General features: G+C 36.1%; 1 protein-coding gene and 1 other RNA gene. Both read left to right on the forward strand.

Annotated elements, in window-relative coordinates; translation table 11 throughout:
• The first annotated feature begins 401 nt into the window (after positions 1 to 401).
• Positions 402 to 797, forward strand: a complete 396-nt coding sequence (locus ACFFHF_RS11845; RefSeq protein WP_377058225.1) for an enoyl-CoA hydratase/isomerase family protein — start codon at positions 402 to 404, stop codon at positions 795 to 797.
• A gap of 145 nt (positions 798 to 942) precedes the next feature.
• Positions 943 to 1,021: signal recognition particle sRNA small type (ffs, locus tag ACFFHF_RS11850), an RNA gene on the forward strand.
• Positions 1,022 to 1,372: the final 351 nt, after the last annotated feature.

Genomic DNA, 1,372 nt, shown 5'->3' on the forward strand with positions numbered 1-1,372 from the left:
CAAGTTGATTTGTAAATCATTAGGGAAGCATGTGAACTGCTTCCCTTTCATTTTTGGACAGTGAATCCGTCAGTTTTAGGACAATCAACACCGTCAAGTTCTGGACATTGGAGAACGTCATTAACACCATTCTTTCAAAGGGAAAATAAAAGTGAATAGTGAAAAAGATAAGGGTACTGAAGTTATTATTCTTTTACCTCAGATTAACTAGGATATGAATGAATAAGACATACAACTTCCATTTTGTGTTAGTCTTTAAAACTAGTGACAAAGTACGTAAAGAAACCTTAATTTTAAGGTTTTTTTTTTGGGCCATTTTGTTAGTGATTATATCGATAAGTTTAATTTTTAAAATATAGGCATATAGGCAAGCTACCAAACTCAGCTTCGGTAAATAAATTATCTGTCTACCGGAGGTGACATTAGGGATTATCCCGGGCTATGGCGGAACGCAAAGATTACCACGCCTTGTTGGCTTAGGAAAGGCAAAGGAATTAATATTTTCGGGTGAAAGTATCAATGCTGAAGAGGCTTATCGAATCGGGTTAATTGATAAATTGGTTCCGTCGGGAAAGGCTTTGGATGAAGCAAAGGTGCTTGCGGTCAAAATCGCTACTAGAGGTCCAGTGGCCGTTTCCAAAGCAAAAAGTGCGATGAACCTAGGTTTTAATACTACATTGAATGAAGGTATTAAGATAGAAGCACAGTATTTCGGCGAGCTTTGTGTAACGGAAGACAAGGTTGAAGGTGTTCGTGCGTTTATGGAGAAAAGGAAGGCTGAGTTTAAAGGGATATAAGTTTGTGAATCAGTTAAATATTCTAATGATGGTTGTGATCTGCAAGATACCTGATACTGTTTCTTTGCTTGAATTTAGAGTTTAATTTAAATTAGTTAACATTATTTGTTATTTATCTTCACCAAGATATTTGTTTTTATATAAACAAGCCAAGACAGAGCTATGAAAATGTGTCAGGACCGGAAGGTAGCAGCACTAAGTAGAATCCTGTTTGTGGCGATACATACGAAGTTTAACCCACAAAGACTATTTGTGGTTTTTTTTATTTTCAAGAGGGTGTCCCAAAATAACTTTTGGAGGCACCCCTTTTTGTAACTCGAGAAGTTTCTAAAATAAGCAAAATAGGCTTTTATATCAGTAGCACCACCCATTGTTCATATTTTGTTGGGGAGGATTCGAAATCATTATAATCACCTATATTTAAAGTACTTTTGTCCTGCCTCGTTTTCCCCCTCTGTTAGGATAGATGTCGTAGGGAACTTTAGTGTATAGTTTAAATCATACACGGAGGTTGATCGACATGAAGAGTAATAATGGTAAACGTTATACAAAGGAAGAGAAAGCATCAATTATTA

This window comes from Robertmurraya beringensis (assembly GCF_042433785.1).
GTDB classification, from domain to species: Bacteria; Bacillota; Bacilli; order Bacillales; family Cytobacillaceae; genus Robertmurraya_A; species Robertmurraya_A beringensis.